Origin of the sequence: Methanobrevibacter sp. (assembly GCF_015062935.1) — an archaeon.
GTDB lineage: Archaea > Methanobacteriota > Methanobacteria > Methanobacteriales > Methanobacteriaceae > Methanocatella.
Genome location: NZ_SUTM01000021.1, coordinates 20,296 through 43,253 on the forward strand (window position 1 = coordinate 20,296; position 22,958 = coordinate 43,253).

A 22,958-nucleotide genomic window follows, 5' to 3' on the forward strand; every position below is an offset into this window, starting at 1 on the left:
TTTAATTATTTTGAAACGGCAACAGATATTGTAACGCCGTCATATGATGTTTTTTTATACACTAATTTTGAATCAAAACCTGCTGTAATCAATGCTGAAGGTTCACATACACCATAAATTCCAAACTTGGATTTTACAAATTCTGATTTTTGAATATCATTTGATGTGAATAACTTTAACTTATCCAATTCCACAAAATTAACAGGTATATCTAACTTTTCAGATAATTCCAATATGCCTTCTTCATCTTTTTTTATTTCTACAGAAGATAACATGTTTATACGTGATATATCAATGTTTAAATCTTCAATTGATTTTTTCATTCCTTCAAATATTTTTCTGCATTCCTTTCCACGCCTACAGCCGATTCCCACTACAACTTTTTTCTCTTTCAGCACAATATTGTGTTCATTTACACAGACATGTATTTCATCTGTATTTATTTCACTTAAACATTCAATTGAAACATCCATTTCAAGTGTATTTTCTGAGAGATAATTTCTTAGATAATTATAATTTCCATCAGGATTTAAAAGAAAAGTGATTTTTTTACCTTCCAAAATGGCCTTATTGAAATATAATATTTCTTTAGTATTGTCAATTGACAAATAAAGGTCTTTTGCCAAAACATCAATTCCCAATTTCTTATTTACATCAGTTGATGTTGTAATGACCGGAACTGCATCAATTAAATCTGCAACCTTGTTTGTTAATGCATTTGCACCTCCTAAATGTCCTGATAATGTGGATATTACAAAATTTCCATTATCATCAACATTCAATATTGCAGGATCAGTTACCTTAGATTCTAAAAATGGTGCAATTGACCTGATTAAAATTCCAGAGGCCATTATGGCGATTACAGCATCATATTCAAAAAATGCAATTTTCAAATACTTTTTAACATTCTTATGATACAAGTCACACTTGATTATAGTAGAGTCATTATCTAACTTTTCCTTTAATTTCAATGCCAATTCATGACCCTTATTTGAAACTGAAATAATAGCTACCTTCATAATATCACATAAATCAATGTTAATAAAATCAATATTGTTAAAGTAAATAAGATTATTGTTAGTTTTGACAAATTGACCGCTTTGGTAATGTCATCCTTTTCAATATCCTTGTTTGGATCTCCGAGAATATAAGTGTCTTTCTTAATCAACTGTATGTTCAAAGCTCCTGCTGTTGTTGCCATTGTAAAGCCTGAATTTGGTGACGGACATTTTCTTGCATCCCTTTTCATTATATAAAAACTGTTCTTACCGTCCAGCTTAAGCAAATATGCTGAAACAACAACAAATACGCCTGAAATACGTGCTGGAATATAGTTGAGTATATCATCGATTTTTGCCGGGAAAAAACCAATGTCCTTTAGCTCTTCAGTTTCATAGCCCACCATTGCATCAAGTGTATTGAACATTCTGTAAATCATTGGAACCAATAGCAGATAGAACAGCTGATTTTCAACAGGACAAATAAAAATTACAGCTGCAAAAACAGTGTAGTAAAACACAGGAGCAACATATGAATCAGTTATGTTTTCTGTCAGACTTTCAATAACAGCTGAGACAATGAATCCTTCTGTCAACTCACCTGTGTTTCTGCTGACAAGATATGAAACTGACTTTCTTGCCTTGTCAATGCTAACGTCCAGGTCCTTTTTAACATCAACAGCTGTCTTTAAAAGCATATTAACAGAATATGTAGATGATAACAATATAATAAATATAATAAATAATAATATAATATTTATTTTAAAAATAAAGTAAATAACAAATAGTAACAAACTAACGACAATACCTGTTGATACAACCAGAAGCAAACCTGAAAATCTGTTTTTAATTCGAATGAATATATTTTTGAAAAATGATATCACAGATCCAATAATTACAACAGGATGAACTCTTGTCGGCAGCTCACCGAAGAGGACATCTATTGCAAGTGAAAATAATAATCCTAAAACTACAAATAAAAATAAGTCCAATGAGACAATGTTTGTTGCCTTAACTGAAATTATATTATTTATTATATTATTATAATCAATCATACTTTATTATATATAATAAAAAAATAAATAATTTATTATAAAATTTTAAGATGATAATATGAATGTTGAAGAACAAATCGAAAAGTGGTTACTTGACGAAGATTGTCTAAGAGAAATGAAATATGATGAAAATGCTGAGTTTCATTTCATTGTTGAATTTCCAAAGGACAATATAATGGATGTTGTCAGACCAAAAGATAAGGATTGTATTATAATTGCATGTGCTACCCAGGTTGCACCACAACATGTTGACCTAATGAATTCAGCAGATGCAAAAACACAAAAAGATTTCCTTCTGGATTTGAATTTTGGGTTGAATAATTTTTTAGTTGATTTTGAGCTTCAAATCAATCAAAACATTTTAAGACAATTTGTAATAACAGATCAAATATTTGATGATGGCCTAACCAAAAATGAATTTATGAAAACCATGAAAAAAGTTTTCAAATCAAAATTACATTGCATTTGGTTAATTGACAAAAAATTCGGCAGATTGAATGATATTCCTGCCCCTCACAATGAAAACGACATGTTCGTATAGAGGGAGAGGTACGTTTCAAGTGTAACCTTTTCGAAGGTATATTAAGACTGAAGGGGTATATTTCAACTGTAAACACTGGAAGTATATCTCTCTGTTTTTTCATTTTCACATCAATTTTAAATTGTGTATATGTTGTTATATTTTCATCGATTTTTTACAATTTCGTTACACTTGAAATACATGTCTTCAATTTTGCTTTGCGGATGAAATAGTTTACACTTGCAATGCACCCCTCTCTCTTTGTGTAAAATCATGACAATTTTTTAAAAAATCTTGTTTTTTAAGCTCATAGCGGAAGTATTTTCATTGTTTTTCCTAAAGGTTTACACTTGAAATTGTTATTTTATATTTGAAATAGTTTTATTTCATACATTAATTTTTAATAAATTTATTTTACTTATTCTTAAATCAACCACTAAATAATTATTTTTTCATTAATTAAAGGATAATTTGTTTTTATATTGTATTTTAAGCAATTTTTAATCAAATAATTTTATAATTTTTTCCAACTTTTATGAAAAAAAGTAACTTTTGTAATAAAAAAGTTTATTTATGAGCTATTAAATATTATTAACACTGGAAATAATACTATTATTTTTTTCATATTTTTTTAATGTTAATGTGGTGGTATAATGTCAAATGTTTTTGAAGATTTAGAAAAAGATATTGGAAATTCAATGTCTTCACGTATATTTAAGGATAAGATGCCCTTGGATCACAGGTTTTTACCTGATAAGCTGGTTCACAGGGAAGAACAAATCAGGCAAATTGCAAAATATTGGGTTGATGTTTTAAACAATGTCACACCTTCAAATGTGACACTTTATGGAAAAACAGGTACAGGAAAAACTGCAGCATCAAAATTTGCACGTGAACAGCTTCTTGAAATTGCAAACAAGAAAAATGTTTTCGTCAGAGTTGAATATATAAGATGCACAGATTATACTACAGAGTATCAGGTTTTAGCCCAATTATGTAATAAGCTAGGCCGTGATGTTCCTAACCGTGGCTGGACCAAAGGTGAAGTCGTAAACACTTTCAGAGATATTTTCAAAACCAATGCATTTGGCAGAAAACTGCATCTAATTGTTATTTTGGATGAAATCGATATCCTTCTTGACAAGGATGGAGACGGTATATTATACACATTAACAAGAACTGACAATGTATCAGTTTTATCAATCAGTAACTTTTTGGATTTCAAGAATTTAATCAAATCCAGAGTGAACAGTAGCTTAAATGATAAAGAAATAGTTTTCCCACCTTATGGTGCAGATCAGTTATCTGACATATTGTCTGAAAGGGCAGAACTGTCATTCGTTGAAGGTGTCTTGGATGATGATGTGATTCCTTTATGTTCAGCAATGGCAGCTAAAGAGGAAGGTGACGCAAGATATGCTCTTGATTTACTTAAAAATGCCGGTGAACTGGCTTTCGATGAGGATGCAGAAAAAGTAACAGGAGAACATGTCAGAAAAGCAAAGGATACTATTGAACATAATAAAGTTATTGAAATTATTTCCACATTACCATTACAGCAGCAAAGGGTTTTAGAAGCTATTTTAATTTTAACAAAACAGAATGAGGAAATATCTTCAGGTAAGCTATATGAGCAGTATAAAGAGATTTCCAAAAAGGATGCTGTTACCTACAGAAGAATATTTGACTTTATAAATGAACTTGAACTGTTAGGTATTATTTCAACAAACACCATTTCACGCGGTCGTGGAAAAGGTAGAACTAACATTATTAAATTGCAATGTGATGAAACATTACTTGAAACAACCCTTTACACTATTTAGGGTTGTTCTTTATTAATGTTTTTAAAATAGCCATTCTTACGGGAACGGCATTAGCCGCCTGGGTAAAATATTTATTGTATTTTGTATCATCAACATCTGTTGAAATTTCATCTATTCTTGGCAATGGATGCATTACAATTAAATCTTTACCTTCTAACATTTTTTTATTAATTATATATGCTCCTTTTATTTTCAAATAATCGTTAATGTCGCCAAAGCGCTCTTTTTGAATTCTGGTAACATATAAAACATCAACATCATCAATTATTTTTTCGATTGAATCAACTTCAATCCATGTGACATTTGTTTTGTTAATGTCGTGCAGGACCTCCTGCGGCATCTTAAGCTTTGGAGGTGAAACAAGATAAATTGTAACGTTTTTGTATAATCCTAATGCGTTTGATAGGGAGTGAACTGTACGGCCATATTTCAAATCACCAATCAGAGCTATTTTTAAGTTGTCAATCTCTCCGATTTCCTTTCTGATGGTGTATAAATCAAGAAGTGTCTGTGTCGGATGTTGACCTGCACCGTCGCCTGCATTAATAACCGGGACGTCCACAATATCTGATATGAATTTTGATACTCCTTCAAGTTCGTGCCTGATTACAAGTGCATCGCAATATCCTTCAAACATTTTAGCGGTATCTGCAATACTTTCACCTTTTGAAACAGAACTTGATCCACTATTTTCAAATCCTATTCCTTCTCCGCCCAAACGTTTAATTGCGGTTTCAAATGACATTCTTGTTCTTGTAGAAGGTTCAAAAAACATCAAACCTAAAATTTTTCCCTTAAGTTCCTCGGATATTTCCCTGGATTTGGCAATGTCCTCTAACTTTGCCGCTTCATCAAGGATGTAATCGACATCTTCCCTTTCAAAGTCTTTTATTGAAATAATATTTTTCAGTTCAAAAATTTTAACCAACCCTTTAAATAATTCTTTCGATAGGCATTACCAGTATGTCTTTTGCACCTGCATTTCTTAAATCATTAACCAGTTCAAAAACCTGTTTTTCATCAATTACTGCCTGAACAGCAACAGTTTTTTCATTAGACAATACTTCTGATATTGTTAAACCACCCATTGAAGGCATTACTTCTTTAACTTTATCCAAATCACTGGTTTTAACGTTCATTGTAACAAGTTTTTTACGGTCAGCATCCAATACACCCTTAATGCTTGTACTTACAGCTTCAATTAAATATTTCTTTGATTTAATACTTTCTTCATTTGCAATAAGCTTTATGCTACTTTCAAGTATCACGTCTATTATTTCAAGATGATTCATTTTAAGTGTTGTACCTGTACTTGTTAGGTCTGTTATCAGGTCCGCAATACCTATAAATGGAGCGGCTTCTGTAGATCCGCTTAATTTAACAATCTTTAAATCCAAACCTTTTCCTTCCAAATATTTTTTTGTCAAAACAGGAAATTCTGTAGCTACTTTCATATCCTGTGTTATTTCATCTACGGATTTGATGTTTGATTCTTCAGGAGCTGCGAGAACCAGTTTTGTCTGACCGAACCTTAAATCAAGCAGTTCAACTACTTCTGATTCACTTTCCTGAATTAAATCGACACCTGTTATTCCCATATCTGCAACACCATCATTGACGAATTCAGGAATATCTGATGCTCTTGCAAACATTACTTCTATATTTTCATTAAAAGTCTTTGAAATTAATTTCCGATTGTTTTTATCAATTAATCCTAAACCGGCTTTTTCTAAAATGTTTATTGATGGTTCACTTATTCTCCCTTTGGAAGGAATGGCAATTTTTATTTTCATCGTATCTTCTCAATATTTTTTTCTATATATATTTTTAAATCTTTTAATTAAATACTTTGTCTAATATGATTGATTATTTATCGTTTTATCCTTGAATTTTGCAAAATATTTAAATATTAAGTTATGTAATATGTTATTTAGCTTATTATTAATTTTTGTTAATAATAAGTTTTTTATAAACTATTGTGAGGTGAAAAACATGTCTGAAATACCAAAAGCTCCTATCGCAAGAATCATTAAAGAATCTGGTGCTGAAAGAGTTAGCGAAGATGCAAAAGCTGAATTAGCTGCATACTTAGAAGAAGTTGCTCGTGATGTTGCTAAAGAAGCTAACCAAGTTGCTAAAATCGCAAAACGTAAAACTATTAAAGCTGAAGATATTAAATTAGCTATTAAAAACTTATAAATAAGTTTTTACTTTTTTTATTTTTTTAGGTGTTATTATGACAGATAATACTATTTTAATTAAGAATGCATTAATTTTAAATCCTAATAATTTTGAAGAAAAAAGACAGTCTGTTTTAATTAAGGATGATTTAATCTCAGAAATTGCAGACGAAATTGATGAAAGCAATGCGGATAAAATAATCGACGCTTCTGGAAAAATTTTACTTCCAGGATTTGTAAATACTCATACTCATTTATCAATGACTTTATTTAGGGGATTGGCTGATGATTTAAGTTTGGACAGTTGGCTTAACGATCATATATGGCCAATGGAAGCTAATCTCAATGGTGATTATTGTTATATTGGAGCTCTTTTAGGGGCTGTTGAACTCATTAAATCCGGAACAACAACATTTTCCGATATGTATTTCTATATGGAAGATGTTGCACGTGCAGTTGATGAAGCTGGAATCAGAGCAGTTTTATCCTATGGAATGATTGATTTTGGTGATGCTGAGAAAAGGGAAGCTGAAATAAAAGAAAATTTACAGCTGTTTGAAAACTGCGACGGAATGGCTGACGGAAGGATAAAGGTCTTTTTTGGACCTCATTCACCTTATACAGCATCCGAGGAACTGTTAATCAAAGTACGTGAACTGGCAGACAAATACAACATGGGAATTCATATCCATGTTTCAGAAACTCAAAAGGAAATTGATGATGTCAGCCAGGAAAAAGGATTAAGACCATTTGAATATCTTGACAAAATCGGCTTTTTAGGTCCTGACGTTGTTGCAGCACACTGTGTATGGTTAAGTGATGAAGAAATTGAAATCATTAAGAAAAATGGTGTTAAGGTTTCACATAATCCATGCAGTAACATGAAATTGGCTTCAGGAATTTCTCCTGTTTCAAAATTGATTGAAAATGATATTTGTGTTTCTATTGGTACTGATGGTGCTTCTTCCAACAATAACTTGGACTTGATTGAAGAGCTAAAAACCGCCAGTCTGCTTCAAAAAGTTTCCACTCTTGACCCTAATGTAGTGAACTCTCATGAGGCTATTGCAATGGGTACAATTAAAGGTGCAGAAGCTTTAGGATTAAGTGATGAGATAGGCTCTATTGAAGTGGGCAAAAAGGCAGATATCATTTTGATTGATACAAATTCCGCTAATATGGTTCCTGACAGTTCCACATTAACATCCAACATAATCTATTCTGCAAACGGTTCAAATGTAGATACTACTATCTGTAACGGAAAAATATTAATGGAAAATAAAAAATTGACTGTTTTGGATGAACAGGAAATCTATGAAAAAGCTCGCAAAGCTATTAAAAATTTAAAAGAAGCTATCTAGCTTCAAAATTTATTTCTTTTTTATTTACTACAATGCTTCTTTTCCATTCATCATTGGTTTCAGGGAAATCAGATCTGTAATGCGCTCCTCTACTTTCTCTACGTAGAATTGCTGATTTTACACTTAATATGCATATTTCCAGCATGTTGATGACTTCAAGAGCATTCATCAATTCGTTATTGTATTGCTTTTTATCTGAAACATCTAAACTGTCCAGTTCATTTTGCATTTCAAGCAGTTCTTTCAGTGCTTCATTGAGGGTTTTTTCTTCACGAACGATGGATACTTTTTCCCACATTAACTGTTTGATTCTATTTTTGAATTCTTTTGGTTTTATGGAACCTTTTTTAATTAGGCTTTCTATTCTGGACGCTTCTTTTTGAACTTGTTCCTCGTTGCTTTTAAGTTCTGTGTCCTTTGCCAGTTTGGATGCGCTTTCACCTGAAATTTTTCCGAATACCTGTGTATCAGCAAGTGCGTTTCCGCCTAAACGGTTTGCTCCATGGACTCCTCCACAAACTTCTCCAGCTCCAAACAGGTTTTTGAGTGAAGTTGATCCGTCTGTGTTGATTTTCAAACCGCCCATAAAGTGATGTGCTGTAGGTGCAACTTCTATTGGGCCATGTTTTATGTCTACACCAACGTTTTCGAATTGCAGTACCATTGTTTCGAGTTTTTCATCGATATAGTCATCGTCCAAATGGGAAATATCCAGGTAAACTCCTCCGTTTTCTGTTCCTCTGCCTTCAATTATTTCCTGGTAGATTGATCTGGCAACGACATCACGGGTAGCCAGTTCCATTTTTTCCGGAGCGTATTTGCTCATGAATCTTTCGCCGTCTTTATTTTTGAGCTTTCCTCCTTCTGCTCTTACGGCTTCAGTTACGAGTATTCCTTTTTTGGATTCAGGTGTTACCATTCCTGTAGGGTGGAATTGTATTTGTTCCATATCTATCAAATCGGCACCTGCTCTGAAAGCTATTGCAAAACCATCTCCATTTTTTTGTGAGGTGTTTGATGTTACAGGGAATAATTGACCGGCTCCTCCACTAGCCAGAATAACGGATTTTGCTTTAAAATAAATTAAACTGGAATCTTTAAGGTCCAGACCGGTTGCACCAATTACCTGGTCGCCTTCAGTTACAAGTGAAGTAATCATAACTTCTTCAATACATTCAATATCTCTTCTTATGATTTCTTCTTTAAGGGCATTAAGTAGTTCTGCACCGGTTCTGTCTCCTTGATAGCAGGTTCTTCTATATGTCTGTCCACCGAAAGGTCTTTGGTCTATTTCACCGTTTTCCTGTCTGTCAAACAATGCACCATAGTTTTCCAGATCAATCAGTCTTTTCGGTGATTCATTAACGAGAATATTTACAAGCTTTTCGTCATTGAGATAGCTTCCGCCTTTAACTGTATCATGTATGTGGGCTTCTATTGAGTCATCTTTGTCAACAGTTTTAAATACAGCATTGTATCCTCCTTCTGCCATTCCGGTACATCCAGACCTGAATGAAAGACCTTTTGACACAATTGTTGCTTTTAATCCCGCATCATCAACTTCAATAGCTGCTCTTGAACCTGCTCCACCAGATCCGATTATTAATACGTCTGTTGAGATAGTTTTGATTTCCATTTCTATTACCCTGTAAATTTTTTTATCAGTATTACTTTGTTTTTTATTATAAATAAATTTCTTCAAAATAGTAAATTATTAAAAAAAGATTAGTTTTTAGCATCGAATCTATATCTGATAGTTTAAATTTTCATGATATATGTTACATTTCAATTAAATTAAAAATACCATTAATATTATTGATATTTATGAGTAATGCATGATTTAAATGGGGGGGTTTTACAAGAAAAATGGTGGTGAAGTTACGACCTGTTTGGGAATATCAACTATTTTTCACAATTGAATTTAGAGAATTATTTTAAGCAGATTAAAAGTTATTAAAAATGAAAAATTTGAAGTTAAATTTAAAAATAAAAAAAGAAGTGAGAGGTTAGTCTCACTATTTGATTGTTAATTTTACAGATTTGCTTGTAGCTTCGTATGTTACATCACCTGCAAATGAAACTTTAGCAGTGAATTTGCCTTTTTTGGTTATTTTCAGGCTGAATGTTGCTTGACCTTTTGCGTTGGTTTTTGCTGTGTAGGTCTTGCCGTTTACTTTTAAAGTTACTTTTTTGCCTGCTTTGAGGTATGTTTTTCCATCGATGGATGATCCTTTGATGGTTTTTAAGGTTACTGTGTATTTTTTGGTTTTTGCAGTAGCCTTATATGTTTTTGCGCTTGCAGATATTGATGTTGTTTTCTTTTCAATGGTTACTTTGTGTACAGCCATGGTTGCGTTGTAGTCTTCATCACCAAGGAATACTATTACAAATGTGTACAGACCTGCGTTTTTGAGGTTTATTTGAACATTTGCGAAACCGTTTTCATCTGTGGTCCTGTTTAATGTTACACCGTTGTAACCGATGTAGATGGTTTTGTTTGCAATAGGATTACCCATTTCATCTACAAGTTGGAATGTGAAGTTTCCACCACGTTCTCCTTCGTAGAAATCACAAGCATATTGTGTGAAGTCACTGCTGTTAAATTGTGTAGCTTGTCTTACTGGAGCAAGATCATTTAATTTTAAAGTGATGTTGCTTGGTAAGTAGAAGTCATCACCAGCGTATGCTATTTCAACAGTAGCAGGAGAAGTAGCATTGAATGCAAAGAAACCGTTTTCATCAGTGGTTATGTTTACTTGTACGCCGTTTACAGTGTATGTGATTGTTTTGTTTGCAAGTGCGTCTCCCATAGCATTTACCAGTACACCGTCGATTAAACCAGTACCGTCAACTGTAAGGTCGTCGAATCTGGTATCCATTTGAGCAGCGTCAAATGTATCTACTTGGTGGAATGGAGCATAGGTATCGTCACCTTCGTATACAACTACTACACTGTGTTCACCAGCAGTCAAGTTTTCAATAGGAACTACAGCAGTACCATTTACTAAAGGAACAACTTTTTCAATACCGTCAACAATAACACTGACATTACCGGTAGCACCAGGAATTTCAACAGTCACATTAGTGTCTTCACCAACTTTGAAGTCAACAGGAGTTGTAATGTTTGCTTCTGTGGTTTCTTTTGTGACGCTTATTGCTTTGGATTCTACTGCTCCTTTATGGGTGTCGTCACCTTCGTATACAACTACTACGCTGTGGTTTCCTTCGCTGATTGCTGGGATTGTGTAGGTTGCTTCTCCGTTTTCATCTAATGGTAAGATGTTTTCTTCACCGTCTATGAATACGGATACGTTTCCGGTTGCTCCATGGATGGAGATTGTTACGTTAGTGTCTTTACCAGGAACTACATCGCCGATGGTAATGTTTGCTTCTGTGGTTTCTTTTTCAACACTAATTGTTTCGGATGCGACTGCACTGTTGTAGTTGTCATCGCCATCGTATACTGCAACAATACTGTGGTCACCGCTAGCAATATCTTCAATGGTTAAAACAGCTACACCATCTTCATCTAAAGGAACTACATGTTCAACACTGTCAACAAAAATAGAAACATTTCCGGTAGCATTTGCAACAGTGACAATTACTACAGCATCGTCACCAGCTACAACATCGCTAGGGACATATATTTCAGGTTCAGCATCTTGTTTGATAACTCCGTTAAATGTGAAAGTTTTATTTGAAGCTAAACTATTACCGTTTCCGTCAAATTTAATTAATACTTCACCATTAGCAACGCATGGAATGTTGAAATTACCGTTTTCATCAGTGGTGACATTTTCTTTAACATCGCCAATTTCATATGAAACGGTTGCATTGCTTATAGGATTACCTTCAATGTCTGTTAATGTGACATTAACACTTAAATCTTTGTTAATTGAATCAACACTAATTTGAGTGTCTTTTCTTACAACAGTTAAATTGACAGTTTGGTTATCAACAGTTGCTTCAATTGCGTAACTTAATCCGTCAACATCAACAGTTGTTTTAACATTATTTGCGATAGTACCGTTTTCAATTCCTAAAACAGCATCAGTAGCATTAATTGTGAATTCTCTAGCAGGTAAGGTTCCTTCATAATCAGTTAAGTTTTCACCATCGAAGGATTTGAATGCTAATTCAACATCATTACCAGTTTGGTTTAATGTTAAAACCAAGTAATTTTCAGGGTTAACTATTTCTGAACTGACTTCTCTGATTTTTAAAACATAATTGGAAATGAAATTGGAAGTTGCAATGGTAGCATTATTAAATGTAGCGTTGTTGCTTCCCCACCAGTTGTCAGAGATATCCATATCAATAGTTTTACCAGCAGCAATTCCTATTTTAGCAATGTCATCTGATAAAATAACGGAATTGTGTATAGCTACTGAGAAATTACCTGAGTTGAGAACTGCGATTATATATTCGACATTTTCAAATAAACATCCGTCAAATATTCTATGGGAACCGTATGAAGTGCCGTCGGTTCTTGAGTAGAATAAGCTTACGGACTGTAAATTTCTGAATGTGGAATTATATACTTCAATATCTCCAGGTACTATAGTGTAACCTCCTCCTGCAAGGTTCCAGGAGTTGATTCCACCAAATGCGTTTGGAGTGTATCTTCCACCTTGATCTTCGAATGTGGAGTTGATAATTGTTACATGTTCACTGGATCCGATTGCAAGACAGGTCAATGAATTTTGAGGCATGTATATGCGACTGGATAATTCATTAACTGTTCTGTTGGTAACAGTGAAAATGGAGTTTTCTATTGTGATATTACCTTTTTGACCACCAAATGCACCGATAGCTACTAAGTCCATATTCATTGCGTAAGCATCTAAACTGTCAATTACTTTAGAATTGTTCACGTATAATGTACCTTGGTTTGCAATAGTGGATAATCTGCCTGCGTGGTTTGCTTCAAATGTTGAATTATCAATTATTAAAACACCATCATTGTAAATAGCTCCACCGTAATAAGCGTTTGCTCTTTTAGATGCATCTCCATATCCATTATCAAAGAAATATGAATTGTTTATTACTAGAGTACCAGCAGTATTAATAGCTCCACCGTAGTTACCTTGTCCGTTAATGAATTTTACGTTGTCAATTTCTGCGTTAGCGCCTTCTTCAACATAAATTGCAGATTGGGTATCACGAGCAGCTCTGTTTAAGGTTACATTAGCTAATGTTAATTTAGCATTACCTGCTAAAGCAGTAATGAAGTAATCAGCAGCACTGTCTGAGACAATGACTTTGTCTGCATCTTCACCGACAAGCAATACGTCAACAGTTGTTGGAATTCTTAAATTTGTATTTAATTCACCTGTGTAATTGCCTTCTAAAACATGAACGGTAATATTTGTAGATTTACTATAACCTTCGATTAATGCTTTGGAAATTGATTTGAAAGGACTGTCTTCACTACCGGTTCCGTTTTCATCATCACCAAGGCTGTCAGATACATAGAATTCTACGCTGTCTAAAGCATCAGCAATGTTTGTAGATATAGTACCGTTTACATAGGTATCGTTTTCGGTTGCATATTCATAAACGCTTGTGAATTGATATTCAGTATCATTTTTAAATCCAACGTATTGCAAGGTTGCATTTTGATTGATTAAATCAGCTTTTCCAACTATAGAACCGTTAAAGTAGAAGGTTACTTGACCTCCTCCAATTATTGCACCTGATGGGTGGGATACTGTTACGGTTATGATATCTGATAATTCAGTTACATTTTTGCTGTTTGCAGTGATTGTTAAATCAGTTAAGTTTGCAAATACATTGTTTCCTGCACTAGGAGCTATAAATATATCATTTCCGCAAGATGCAGTATTGTTTTCAAAAGTAACATCTTCAATGCTCATTTCACATACTTGAGAGGTTTTACCATGGTTTAATAAGTATATTGCACCACCGTTTCCTGCAGCAGTGTTGTTTATGAATTTACCTCCTTTGATTTTAGCACCGGTAGTAACTAATCCTGCACCGTTTGCAGAAGCCCTATTGTTAATCATAGTAATGTTTTCTACAATGATTTGAGTAGGATTATTACCGCTGCTTCTATATTGAGCAACATAATTTGGAACTTCATTATTGATGAACTTATCATTGATTGAAGTAATGTTATTACCACCTGCATAAGCAATATTTGATGCGGTGCCTGTCACGGTATTTGAATCAAAGGTGTTGTTGATACTTACTAAATCACTTTGAACATAATATGCTGCACCACCGGAATAACCAGCGATTGTGTTTCCTTTAAAGGTATTGTTTTCTAAATATGTTACATGGCCATTATTGGTAGTTAACCAGAGTAAACCGGTTGAAGTTCCACCATTACAGTTTTCAATCACGGAATTGGTCAAAGCTAAATTGTAAGCGTTGATTGCTTGACCGGTTCCATTAATGATTTTTATGTTGTCAATGATTACTCCGTCGTTAGGTGATTGAGCACGGATAGTGCTGGAGTTTATTACAATATTGTCTTTCATTGTTAATGCATATGCATCTACAGGATTGCCGTCACAGTTGATTAAGGTTAAGTTAACCATTTTAATTTCAAGGTTTTGACCAAATGTGAATATGTCTGATGCGATTGGCCACCATCCACTGCTAGAACTTGCATGTTCAGCATCAATTATGACATTTCCGTAGGATTCACCGACAATTGTAATTTTTCCTACATTTGAATAGGATAAATCCCTGTTTTCAGATCCGTTGTATAAACCGTTTTTAATGTGTACGGTTAAATCTACAGTAGCTGCAGTTCCGTAATCTAAAGCTTTTTTAAGAGTTAAGAATGGATTATCTTCACTACCAGTACCGTTTTCATCATTTCCTTCAGTTGAAACCCATACTTCTGCAGGGGTGTGATCGAACTCTACAGTTGCTGTACCGTTAATTACATCCACATCAAAAATATTTTCATCGGAATAAGCTTGTGTACCAGTAATTGTGTGGTTGCCGTTTTCTAACAATTTGTTAACGGTTAAAGTTGCAACACCTTCTGCATTGGAATTTGCTGAGCCAACATTTGCACCGTCAATAGCGAAAATGACTTTAGCACCTTGAACGGTATTGCCCATGTCATCAGTAACGTTAGCTTTTAAGGTAAATCTTGTACCGTCGACTGCTACATCTTCAAAAGCAACTTTTGCATTGAAATCTGTTACAGAATAAAGTATAGCTGTTGTAGAGGTACAGTTTATGAATTCATTGCCTTTAAGATATGAATTTTGGAAAAATACAATTCCTCCATTTGAACCTGTGTAAGTACAGTTGATGAAGGTATTGTCTGTAATATTTGCAATATTTTCTCCATTATTGTATCTGACAGCTAATGCTGCTGCACTACGGGAGCTGGTTAAATTCTTAAAGGTGTTTCCTTTAATGACTGATTTACCAGTACCTACATAAACTGCCGGGGTGTCTGCCCAGGAGCTTGTTGCAACACCATTTTCAAATGTGTTGTTGATTAAAGTTACAAAACCTGTATGTGAGAAATATAAATCCACATATTGATTTCCTGAATTTTTGTTAAATTTGGAATTTGTAATAGTTAAATTACCGTTTTCAGAATAAACAGCACCTAAATTGGTAACATAGTTTTCTTCAAATACACAGTTATCAATTGTTAGGTCACCTGCTGAAGTTACTGCAGAACCCATGTTAGCTTTACCATTAGTGAATTTAATGTTTTTTAATGTAACAATGGAGTCACTGCTTATTCCTGTAAAAATTGGAGAATCCCCATTTCCGTCAATTACAGTGGTACCGTCTTCAGCACCGATTAAGGTTAAACTTCCACCGTAATTTTTATGGGATAAATCAATTCTTAAGTTTGTATTGTTATCTCCAGAGTAAGTTCCACTACCTAAATAAATAACAGCATTATCGGATGCGTTGACATCGCTGATAGCTTTATTTATTGTTTCATATGGACTTGCTTCACTTCCCGCTCCGGTGTCTGAACCTTTTGCAGTTTCAACATATACTGTTTTGTTATATGTTGTTGAAGCATCGTCACTAAGTTTTGAATCATCATTTATTGTTAATTGTATTGCATTATCTTGGCCGACTGATGTTACATCATCAGATTCATTATCTTGAGCACTTACTGCTCCTAAAGATAATATAGCCAGTAAAACAATTGTTAAAAATAAAATTTTATCAAATTTCAAAAGTTTCGCCTCTATAAATTTATGTAATCAAGTAAATTGATTACATGGAATATATTTTTGTTATAAAGTATATTTAAATCTTATTAATGTATAATTTAATAAATTTATTAAGAATAAACTTAATTTTCAATAGATTTTTTCAATAAATGAGTTATTTTAATGAATAAAAAAAAGTATTTTAAAAAATAAGGTTAATTTTTCCCTATTTTTTAATTGTTATAGTATTGGTAATTTTGGACTTTCCATAAGTGGAATATATCTTGTATTTGCCCGGATTTAATGTTAGTTTAATGCTAGCTATTCCTTTGCTGTTGGTTTTTGCGGTGTATTTTTTGTTTTTAATCTTGAAAGTTATTTTTTTGCCTTTCGCTATTTTTCCTTTATTTGTAACGAGCTTTGCTTTAAATGTAACTTTTTTAACTTTCTTTTTGGAAATGTTTTTTGCAGTCAATAAAGGTTTCACTGTTATCTTATTTGTTGCTTTGTATTTTCCATATTGTGTTGTTATTGTGTATTTTTTAGCTTTCAGGTTAATTTTCATTGATGCATAACCATTTTTATTGGTTTTAGCAGTGTATGTTTTTCCGTTAATTGTAAATTTAACTGTTTTTCCCTGACCGACTGCCTTTCCTCCTGCGGCAATTATACGTACCTTGAATTTAGATCCGCTGGTGTAATACATTATCAAATCCTTATTTTCAGATATTGGACTGAGTACTTTAACTGTATTCTCGACATATTCTCCAGTTACTGGATTTATTGCAGTTACAAGATAGCTGTTAGGATTAAATTCCATGCTTAGTTTTATTTGGCCTTCAGAGTCGGTTTTATATGTGTAATTTATTCCGTTAATAATCACATTAACGCTTTTATTTGTTATCAATGAATTGTTTTTATCATAGAATGTTGCTGTGTAATATTGGCCGTCTCCTAACACTTTTAAAAGATTATTTACAGTTATTGTTGGTGTTATTGTTAATTTATAGCTTTCGGATAATCCGTCAAAAGGATTTATCACGGTAATGATATGATTTCCAGGATTTAAATTCAAGTCAAAGTAGAATATTCCTTCATCGCTGGTTGTTGCAAAATAGTTTGTTCCGTCAATGCCTATAATGAAATCCTTATTTTTAATTCCATTGCCTGCGCTGTCTAAAAACTTAAGTGTTAGATATGGGCTGTCGCCATATGTTTTAACTTCGTCATTACCCAATATTGTTGTTAAAACGTCAATGGTTGTCTTGTTGAATGAATATTCTTCAGAACTTTCATTTGCAAAATAACATTCAGCCTCATAATGGCCAGGCTTTAAGTTAATGTCTAAGGTTATCCATCCGTTTTCATCTGTAGTGCAGTTGTATACTGCATTATCCAATATTACAGTAATTATTCTATTAGCTATTGGTCTTCCTGAATCGCTTGTAAGCAATGCATGGAATTGAGTTGAATTTCTGTAGTATTTCACTAAGCTTGGAGCATAAAGCTTTGTAAATAAGTTTGAAACGTATAATTTAATCAGATTGGAGCTTGGTCTTAGATTATCGTCACCATTGAATATTACATTAACGTTGTGCATTCCTGAAGTGGTATCAACCTTAACGACTGCTTTTCCTTCACTGTTTGTTTTTGTGGAATAGGTATTGTTTTCAATAATAAAGGTAATATCCTTATTTGAAAGCAATTCTCCGTTTTCATCATGCAACACAATTGTGAATGTATCATTAGTGTTGATTTGAACATCGTCAACATAGATTATTGTTTTAGTACGGTTATCACTGGTTTCAATATTCACTGAATTAATGCTGCTGCTTGGTAAATATAAATCATTTCCCTTGAAACTTGCTTTAACGGTGTATTTGCCGTAATCCAAATTAAATTTAAATATTGCATTACCGTTTGCATCAGTAATTTCAGTGATGTGTTTAATGGACTTTCCGTTGGAGTTAAGTATTTCAAGTGTAACTTCACTGTAGGATATGCCGTTGTTGAGGCAATCCGCTAATGTTAATGTGAAATTGACCAAATTATTTTCATCTTCATTAAGGTCTTGGGCAGTTATCTGTGTGGATGTCTGCTTGCTGTCAACTACTAAAATTCTATTTGTATTTGATGAATAAATGTAGTTTGGATTTGAAAATGTGTATTCGATTTCATATTCCCCTATATTTAAATTTAGAGGTAGAATAGCTACTCCTTTGTCATTTGTTGTAATGTCATATTCTTTTCCATCTATTTTCATATGGATTTGCATATTTGGTATTGCTCTGCCGTTAATATCCCTTAATGTTGCTTCGAATAATCTTTGATCGTTAACATTCATGATTATATCATTAGCTGTCAGGCTAACCGGCATTTTATAGACTGTTATTTTATTTGAACCGCTTCCATAAATGTTATAGTATGGATTTGAGTATTTGTAGGTTGCATTGTACTCTCCCGGGTTTAATTTTATTTGTAGGCGGGCAGTACCGAAGGCGTCTGTTATCGCTTCAAAAGACTGGGACCATTTTTCATTGTATATGCTTATGGTTATTGTTTTCCCATATTGATTATAGGCATTAGGATCGTTTAAGTCAATTGTAAAGAATTTGTTTTCACCATAGTACTGTAACAAGTCAGTTCCATTAATGCTTACGGATTCAAGGACCGCATTTTTATCAACTACAATTGTTGCCGCATTTGTAGCATCATTGTACCACAGGCTGCCGTCATAATCAATTGTTGTCAGATATGTTCCTTCAGCCAAATCAATTATAAATGAAGCTTCTCCATTAGGGTCTGTAGTGTTGGTGTATGTTTTGACTAGCCTTCCCTGATAGCAGTTCAGTGTTACAGTTCCATTGTTAATCCTGTTTCCGTACATATCATTTAAAACAACTGTATATATGCCGTTTAAAGGAATCACTTTATAGTGGAAACCTGTAACCATTGTTAAAACCTTGCTGACAGTTATTTTACCTGAACCTTCAGCGGAGCCGTAAATGTTATCTCCTTTGTAAGTTGCTTTAACATTATAGGTTCCAGGAAGATAGTTTATAGTTAAACTGGCTATTCCATTTTCATCAGTCTGCAATATGAAATTGTCTGTCAGGTTGCCCTGTGAAATTGCAACCTGAATGTTTTCTCCTCTAATTAAGGTTCCGTAGGAATCTTTTAATGTGATGTTGTAAAGATTTCCTTCACCGTACAATGTTGCATCAGGCACAATCATTGTTGAATTGACTGGCTTAATTATTATGTGAGAGCTGTTTGAACTGTATGCATACCAGGAATCTCCCATGTATTCTACCTTAATGTTATATTCCCCAACAGCCAGATTAAGCACGATTTCACTTCTTCCGTAAAAATCAGTATTTGAAGTGATTGTCCTTGAATATCCATTTGGTGAAATAACTGTAAATGTTAAATTGTAATCAACTAAATTTTTACCGTTTTCATCATGTAAAATTCCATAAAATACATTATTTTTACCATAATAGGTGTAGTTGTATGATATGACCTCGGTAAATAATGTTATAACCTCAATTTTTGCTGAAGCGTTGGATTTCTCATATTTTCCGTTTCCATAATAATTAACTAGAACTTCATATTTTCCAATCGGATAATCTATATCGAAGCTTCCACGACCTTCATCATTGGTTTTAATTGTAAACACTTTGCTTTCATTGTTTGAATCAATAACTTGTATAGTCAATGTTTGATTTGCAATTTTAAAGCCGTTTGCATTAATCAAATCAACATAATATTTGTTATCCCTTCCTTTAACAGTAACATTCTCAATTAATATCACTGTATTTGTGTTTCTAAGGTTTAAATCTAAAACTTGGTTGTCAATAGTTGCATATATCTTAAAATCACTTGAATTCAAATCATAACTTACATTGGCATAAGCAACATTTTCTTTAAGATAATCTGAGCTAGGAGTAATGTTTCCCAAATCAATGGCGAAATAAACAGGTCTTGACGGCAATATTTTTCCAATTTTTTTAATGTTCCCGTCATCATCCACTACATGGTCAAGGGATGCTTCAACAGTATTTTCATAGTATGATTCAAATGTCATTATTACCCAGTCGGTCAATTTTAAATTTCCGAGGAAAATGAATATTTTGGAATCATCAGGCTTCTTGTTGTCTCCCCACCAGTTGCTTGAATAATCTACATCACCTGAATTGGAGTAAATGTCGTTTCCTGAATAAAGTGCAGTGTTGTTTACAAATACACAGTAATGTACTTCTTTTGAATTTGAAACGGCTCCACCAAATGATGCTTCATTGTTTATGAATGTTGAATAGGTGATTGTCTGTGCGCTGACTATTCCTTCACCGTAGGATGCTTGACTGTAGTCGGTGTATCTGTTTAAATTGCTGATAAAAATGGAATTGTTTATCATTTCAGCTTCAATTAAAGCTCTTCCTCCATAATCAAGTCCGTGATTGTTGTAAAATGATGAGGAATTAACTGAAGTTGCCTTTGCTATTTTTCCTGTGTTGTCTTTAAAGGTACAGTTGTTTATATATCCGTAAAATGATCCGTAATTGTCTGCAATATCAAATCCGATGCCTATGGTTGTGTAGGAATTGCCCATATTTGTAAAGATGTTGTTTGTAAAAGTTGAATTTTCAATGTATGCATATCTGTTTTGGCTGGAATATTGTGAATTTGAAGCTCCAAGCAATGAGGAACGTGAATATGTGTAAGGGTGAAGGGTTATGATTCCCATGGTGTTGTCCCTAAATTCAGAGCTGTAAATTTCTATTGATGATGTAATTGTAAACAGGGCATTATAATTTTCCATACCTGCAATTGTATAGAAATTGGATATTTTTTCAAAATTACAGTTTTCAATATTGACTTTTGCAATTCCACTGACTATAGATCCGCTAATGTCTGAGAATTTACTGTCCTTTATATTTATTAAACCGTTATTGTTAATTCCGGATGATGAATAAATCACCGCTCCTGAGCTGATTGAGGTAAATGTACAGTTTTCTACAGTTAAAGTACCTCCTCTAACCATAAACAGGTCATCGTTATATTCCCTTACCTCGCAACCGAAATCGATGTTTTTAACAATAACGTTTCCTAATTCTTGCACAGTCATTATGCTGGCGCCATTAACCCTTAAAAACTTAACATTTCCAAGTCCAGCTATTGAAATGTTTTTTGAAATAGCTACATTAGAATTGGAACTGCCGTTGTAGGTTCCCTCAAGTAAGCAAATGGTATTTCCGTCCACAGCATGAGATACCGCATATCCAAGTGTCCTGTACGGATTTTCCAAACTTCCTGATTCGGGTCTGTCCTGTCCCCAGGGAGCTATAAAGTAATTATATGCTGAATATCCTTTTCCAATTGTTAATGTTAATTTTTGATTGTCAACAGTTGAATAGACACTGCAGTCAAGGGTATTTCCAATCAGATAGTTTTCAAATGATTTTGTCAGGCTTCCTGATGAATATAAAAATCTTCCGTTCTGTGCTTCAAACTGAACTGTACGTGTTGGGATTGATTCATCTTCTTTTAAATCAAAGCTATTGTTCCCGTCAAACCATTTAAATGAGGTTATGAATTTTGAAGCAGTTCCAACAGAATTGTTTCCATCATCTATTTCAAATGATGCAATAGCCCAGTTGCTTATATCAATATTTTTGAAATATTCAACTGCAGGGCCTGAATTTACTCCCCACCAGTTGTAAGGAGCATATAATACTGATTTGTCCCCTCCACCAATAATTCCATGTAAAATAGAGGAATAGGTTATGTTAAAGTTTGTATGTCCGCTTGATATTGACAGACCAAAAATTGTGTTTTTTGCTGTAAAATTTGATTCAAAGACTGATAATGTGTTAAATAGTTTTGATGAAGTTGGGATGATTTTACAATTATCAACATATGCATCACAACCTTTAAATGAGAAGCGTCCGTTAATGTTTGAATTTAAAAGTTTAACGTTTGCTTTTTCAGCTTCCAGCAGTGTTAATGTTGAATTTTCTATTAGAATAATGCTTGTCTGATATGCTGAAGGTTCATATTCATCGTTTGATTTTAAATGTGAAATTTGAGATTTGATGACATTAACGTTTTTGAAGTTATATATGTTCGGTAAATCAGCATCGCTTTCGATTGCATCATTCAATTTTGAATTTGATATTGTACAATCCCCTAAATTGGTGATACTTTTTGCAATGTTTTTGGATTTTGAGTTTGAAACGACTGAATTATCAATAATTAACTCTCCTTCATTCAAAAATGTTGCCATAATGCTGTTCATGTTGTTGAATGAAGAATTGTTAACCAAAAGTTTTCCCTGATTTTTAATTACTCCCAATTGGGAATATGAGTCAGTAAAACCGTTAATGAATTTTATATTATTCAATATTAATGATGAACCCTTATTTATATTGAAGAAATAATTTTTTCCTTCACCATTTAATGTAACGTCTCCTTGTGTTTCTATTGTAATATATTTGTTGATGTTAATGTTGGTGTTTAATGATCCGCTGTAAGTTCCTTCTTTTAAAATGATTCTGGAGTTGTTGCCTGCAATACTGACTGCATGTTTGATGGTTTGGATAGGCGAAGCCTCACTTCCGATTCCATCCTCATCACTTCCATTAGGGCTTACATATAATTCATTTATATTTGGTTCTTCAGTAGGTTCTATAAATGTGGTATTGCTGTCATTAGCACTAACAACCATCATAGATGACAGCATTACTGTTAGCAATAGCAATACTAATGTGATTTTTTTATTTAAAATTAATAACACCTCAACAAATTTTGTAAATAGTCAATTATATTATAAATTTATTAAAATATTTTATAA

At 33.3% G+C, this 22,958-nt stretch carries 11 protein-coding genes; 4 read left to right on the plus strand and 7 right to left on the minus strand.

What is annotated here, in order from left to right:
• Nucleotides 1-5 precede the first annotated feature (5 nt).
• Nucleotides 6-1,019 (minus strand): cobalt-precorrin 5A hydrolase, encoded by a 1,014-nt coding sequence (locus E7Z81_RS09725; RefSeq protein WP_292747063.1) that lies wholly within the window; start codon nt 1,017-1,019, stop codon nt 6-8.
• Complete coding sequence (locus E7Z81_RS09730) at nt 1,016-2,053, minus strand: cobalamin biosynthesis protein (protein WP_292747066.1); 1,038 nt, start codon at nt 2,051-2,053, stop codon at nt 1,016-1,018. The genes E7Z81_RS09725 and E7Z81_RS09730 overlap by 4 nt, the downstream gene beginning before the upstream one ends.
• Before the next feature lie 58 nt (nt 2,054-2,111).
• Here E7Z81_RS09730 and E7Z81_RS09735 point away from each other — a divergent pair, with 58 nt between their 5' ends.
• Both E7Z81_RS09735 and E7Z81_RS09740 read left to right on the plus strand, forming a co-directional pair.
• The gene (locus E7Z81_RS09735; protein WP_292747069.1) at nt 2,112-2,594 is read left to right on the plus strand and encodes a DUF2299 domain-containing protein; all 483 of its coding nucleotides are present in this window, start codon (nt 2,112-2,114) and stop codon (nt 2,592-2,594) included.
• A gap of 632 nt (nt 2,595-3,226) precedes the next feature.
• Nucleotides 3,227-4,396, plus strand: coding sequence for a Cdc6/Cdc18 family protein (locus tag E7Z81_RS09740; RefSeq protein WP_292747072.1), 1,170 nt, complete (start codon nt 3,227-3,229; stop codon nt 4,394-4,396).
• On the opposite strand, the gene pyrB is transcribed toward E7Z81_RS09740, so the two are convergent.
• A complete protein-coding gene (gene pyrB / locus E7Z81_RS09745; RefSeq protein WP_292747075.1) occupies nt 4,389-5,324 on the minus strand; it encodes an aspartate carbamoyltransferase in 936 nt (311 codons plus the stop codon). The genes E7Z81_RS09740 and pyrB overlap by 8 nt on opposite strands.
• A 4-nt stretch (nt 5,325-5,328) precedes the next feature.
• Nucleotides 5,329-6,189, minus strand: a complete 861-nt coding sequence (gene hisG / locus E7Z81_RS09750; RefSeq protein ID WP_292747078.1) for an ATP phosphoribosyltransferase — start codon at nt 6,187-6,189, stop codon at nt 5,329-5,331.
• Between the two features lie 199 nt (nt 6,190-6,388).
• On the opposite strand from hisG, the gene E7Z81_RS09755 reads away from it, so the two are divergent.
• Both E7Z81_RS09755 and E7Z81_RS09760 read left to right on the plus strand, forming a co-directional pair.
• Entirely contained in the window at nt 6,389-6,595 is a 207-nt protein-coding gene (locus E7Z81_RS09755; RefSeq protein ID WP_292738747.1) for a histone family protein, read from the plus strand.
• A gap of 37 nt (nt 6,596-6,632) precedes the next feature.
• Nucleotides 6,633-7,937 carry an amidohydrolase family protein gene (locus E7Z81_RS09760; RefSeq protein ID WP_292747084.1) on the plus strand — a complete coding sequence of 435 codons (1,305 nt, stop codon included), beginning with the start codon at nt 6,633-6,635 and terminating at the stop codon, nt 7,935-7,937.
• Here E7Z81_RS09760 and tfrA read toward each other — a convergent pair.
• The 3 genes from tfrA to E7Z81_RS09775 all read right to left on the minus strand — a co-directional run bounded on the left by tfrA (nt 7,930) and on the right by E7Z81_RS09775 (nt 22,835).
• Nucleotides 7,930-9,573 carry a fumarate reductase (CoM/CoB) subunit TfrA gene (gene tfrA / locus E7Z81_RS09765; protein WP_292747087.1) on the minus strand — a complete coding sequence of 548 codons (1,644 nt, stop codon included), beginning with the start codon at nt 9,571-9,573 and terminating at the stop codon, nt 7,930-7,932. The two genes, E7Z81_RS09760 and tfrA, sit on opposite strands and share 8 nt — an antisense overlap.
• Nucleotides 9,574-9,952: 379 nt before the next feature.
• Entirely contained in the window at nt 9,953-16,129 is a 6,177-nt protein-coding gene (locus E7Z81_RS09770; RefSeq protein WP_292747090.1) for an Ig-like domain repeat protein, read from the minus strand.
• Between the two features lie 202 nt (nt 16,130-16,331).
• Nucleotides 16,332-22,835, minus strand: a complete 6,504-nt coding sequence (locus E7Z81_RS09775) for an Ig-like domain-containing protein (RefSeq protein WP_292747093.1) — start codon at nt 22,833-22,835, stop codon at nt 16,332-16,334.
• Nucleotides 22,836-22,958: the final 123 nt, after the last annotated feature.

Coding starts and splice junctions, on each gene's coding strand:
- E7Z81_RS09725 (WP_292747063.1), bottom strand. CDS start 1,019: ATGAAGGTAGCTATTATTTCAGTTTCAAATAAGGGTCATGAATTGGCA.
- E7Z81_RS09730 (WP_292747066.1), bottom strand. CDS start 2,053: ATGATTGATTATAATAATATAATAAATAATATAATTTCAGTTAAGGCA.
- E7Z81_RS09735 (WP_292747069.1), top strand. CDS start 2,112: ATGAATGTTGAAGAACAAATCGAAAAGTGGTTACTTGACGAAGATTGT.
- E7Z81_RS09740 (WP_292747072.1), top strand. CDS start 3,227: ATGTCAAATGTTTTTGAAGATTTAGAAAAAGATATTGGAAATTCAATG.
- hisG (WP_292747078.1), bottom strand. CDS start 6,189: ATGAAAATAAAAATTGCCATTCCTTCCAAAGGGAGAATAAGTGAACCA.
- E7Z81_RS09755 (WP_292738747.1), top strand. CDS start 6,389: ATGTCTGAAATACCAAAAGCTCCTATCGCAAGAATCATTAAAGAATCT.
- E7Z81_RS09760 (WP_292747084.1), top strand. CDS start 6,633: ATGACAGATAATACTATTTTAATTAAGAATGCATTAATTTTAAATCCT.
- tfrA (WP_292747087.1), bottom strand. CDS start 9,573: ATGGAAATCAAAACTATCTCAACAGACGTATTAATAATCGGATCTGGT.
- E7Z81_RS09775 (WP_292747093.1), bottom strand. CDS start 22,835: ATGATGGTTGTTAGTGCTAATGACAGCAATACCACATTTATAGAACCT.